This window comes from Streptomyces sp. CO7 (assembly GCF_053474865.1).
Genome location: NZ_JBRIOU010000009.1, coordinates 306,413 through 308,701, shown reverse-complemented (window position 1 = coordinate 308,701; position 2,289 = coordinate 306,413). Strand labels below are relative to the sequence as shown.

The 2,289-nt window shown below is 73.2% G+C and carries 3 protein-coding genes; 2 read left to right on the top strand and 1 reads right to left on the bottom strand.

Features of this window, described 5'->3' with window-relative positions:
* The first annotated feature begins 218 nt into the window (after positions 1–218).
* Positions 219–881, top strand: coding sequence for a DedA family protein (locus tag ACOV8S_RS27990; protein ID WP_448321250.1), 663 nt, complete (start codon positions 219–221; stop codon positions 879–881).
* A 25-nt stretch (positions 882–906) separates the two neighbouring features.
* On the opposite strand, the gene ACOV8S_RS27985 is transcribed toward ACOV8S_RS27990, so the two are convergent.
* A complete protein-coding gene (locus tag ACOV8S_RS27985; protein ID WP_448321249.1) occupies positions 907–1,563 on the bottom strand; it encodes a TetR/AcrR family transcriptional regulator in 657 nt (218 codons plus the stop codon).
* Positions 1,564–1,723: 160 nt separating this feature from the next.
* Between ACOV8S_RS27985 and ACOV8S_RS27980 the strand changes: the two genes are divergently transcribed.
* Positions 1,724–2,284 carry an NAD(P)H-dependent oxidoreductase gene (locus tag ACOV8S_RS27980; RefSeq protein WP_382558322.1) on the top strand — a complete coding sequence of 187 codons (561 nt, stop codon included), beginning with the start codon at positions 1,724–1,726 and terminating at the stop codon, positions 2,282–2,284.
* Positions 2,285–2,289 lie beyond the last annotated feature (5 nt).

Sequence of the window (2,289 nt, the reverse complement as noted above, 5' to 3'; positions counted from 1 at the left end):
GGCCGGGCTGCCCGGGGCCGAGGTGGTCGAGGGGCTGGGCGTCCCGGCCCGGACCTGACCTCGAGTTCTGCGGACCGGGGCTGCGGGACGCTTTCGCGGGAACATGCTGTGGGGAACGCCACTGGAGGCACGGCCGTCCGCTCCCGCGTCCCGGCCACCGGTTTCCTAGGCTGGAAGGACGCCCTGTTCCCTGACGGCCCCCGCGGCCCGGAGACCTCATGCAGCTTTCGTCCTTGGCCGCGGCGCGGCCCGACCAGCCGGGCGGCATCGCCGGCTGGGCCGTCGATCTGGTGGAGCGCCTGGGCGGTCCCGGGGCCGGACTGGCGATCGCGCTGGAGAACCTCTTCCCGCCGCTGCCCAGCGAGGTGATCCTGCCCCTGACCGGCTTCGCCGCGGGCCAGGGTGTGCTGAGCCTGCCCTCCGCGCTGTTCTGGACCACCCTGGGCTCGGTGGTGGGCGCGGTGGCGCTGTACTGGATCGGGATCCTCCTGGGCCGCCGCAGGCTCTACGCGGTGTGGGCGAAACTGCCGCTGGTGAAGACCTCCGACCTGGAGAAGACCGAGGACTGGTTCGCCCGGCACGGCACCAAGGCGGTGTTCTTCGGCCGGATGGTGCCGGTCTTCCGCAGTCTGATCTCGGTGCCCGCCGGACTGGAGCGGATGCCGCTGCCGGTGTTCCTGGGGCTGACCGGTCTGGGAAGCCTGATCTGGAACTCCGTGCTGGTCCTGGCCGGCTACTGGCTGGGCGACCGCTGGGAGCTCGTGGAGCAGTACGTGGGCGTGCTGTCCAAGGTGGTCCTCGGCGCGGCGGTCGTGGGGCTGGCGGCCTGGATCGCGGTGCGGCTGCGCGAGCGCCGCGCGGAGGCCGACGACCGGTCCTGAGCGCGGGGGCGCGGGCCCGGGGGACTCAGGAGCAGGCGGTCAGGCGGGCCACCAGGTGGTGCCAGGCGTCCTCGACCCGGTCCAGGCCGATGCCGCAGCGGACCGTCAGGTGATGGGTGAGCGAGGTGCTCAGGAAGGCGAGCAGGGTGTGGGCGAGCAGTTCCACGTCGCCCTGCGCGCCGTGCTCGCGCAGCAGGTGCGTGAGATGGGTGTGACGCAGCAGGTGGGGCGGGCTGCTGAGAGCGCGCAGCGGGTCGGTCTGCAGCGCCAGCCAGAGCTCGGTGTGGCTCGCCTCGTGCCGGAGCACCGCCGGGCCGAAGGCGTGCAGCCGCTCCAGGGCGGGCGCGCCCGGGCCGACCGGCGGCGGGCCCGAGAGGAACGAGGTCTGGAACTGCCGCTCGCGGTGGTCGAGAAGCGCGAACAGCAGGCCCGTGCGGTCGCCGAAGCGCCGGAAGACGGTGCCCTTGCCGACCCCGGCCGCCTGGGCCACCGCCTCCATCGTCAGGTGGGCCAGGCCGTGCTCGCCGAGCAGCCGGGTGGCGGCGTCCAGCAGCCGAGCGCGGTTGCGGGCGGCGTCGGCGCGCAGACCGCAGGAGGCGGCCGCGGAATCCGCCGGAACCCCGGTCGTGGGGCCGACGACCTTGAGAGGTTCGCCGGAGGGCGGCGGTACAGCGGTGTCCATGAGCTTCACAGTACCGCAACACAGCGAAAGTGGACCGTGGTCCGGATAGGTGGTACAACTTTGAACGAGGGTCGGTGAGGCGGCGCGTTCCGCTTCCCGTCCAGGTGGTGAGCACCTGCTCGCCGCCACCCCTGTCGTCCTGTTTCCCCAAGGAGTGCTCATGTCCGTCCGCATCCTCGCCCTTGTCGGCAGCCTCCGCGCCGGCTCGCACAACCGCCAGCTCGCCGAGGCCGCCGCCAAGCACGCCCCCGAGGGTGTGGAGGTGCAGGTGTTCGAGGGTCTGGCCGAGGTGCCGTTCTACAACGAGGACATCGACGTCGAGGGCTCGCTGCCCGAGGCGGCCGCCCGTCTGCGTGAGGCCGCCGGCTCCGCCGACGCGCTCCTGTGGTTCACCCCCGAGTACAACGGCACCATGCCGGCCGTGCTGAAGAACGCCATCGACTGGCTGTCCCGCCCGTTCGGCGCCGGTGCGCTGTCCGGTCTTCCGGTCGCCGTGATCGGCACCGCCTACGGCCAGTACGGCGGCGTGTGGGCCCAGGACGAGGCGCGCAAGGCCCTCGGCATCGCCGGCGCCGTGGTCGTCGAGGAGCCCAAGCTGGCCATCGCCGGCTCGGTCGTCCGCTTCGCCGAGCTGCACCCGGCCGACGACACCGAGGCCGTCGACGGCCTGGTCGAGGTGCTGTCCCAGGTCGCCGAGCGCACCCGCGCCGCTGCCGCCTGAGGCGC

What these genes read in the sequence shown, in the direction of transcription:
- ACOV8S_RS27990 (WP_448321250.1), top strand. Translation starts at nt 219, where the DNA reads ATGCAGCTTTCGTCCTTGGCCGCGGCGCGGCCCGACCAGCCGGGCGGC.
- ACOV8S_RS27985 (WP_448321249.1), bottom strand. Translation starts at nt 1,563, where the DNA reads ATGGACACCGCTGTACCGCCGCCCTCCGGCGAACCTCTCAAGGTCGTC.
- ACOV8S_RS27980 (WP_382558322.1), top strand. Translation starts at nt 1,724, where the DNA reads ATGTCCGTCCGCATCCTCGCCCTTGTCGGCAGCCTCCGCGCCGGCTCG.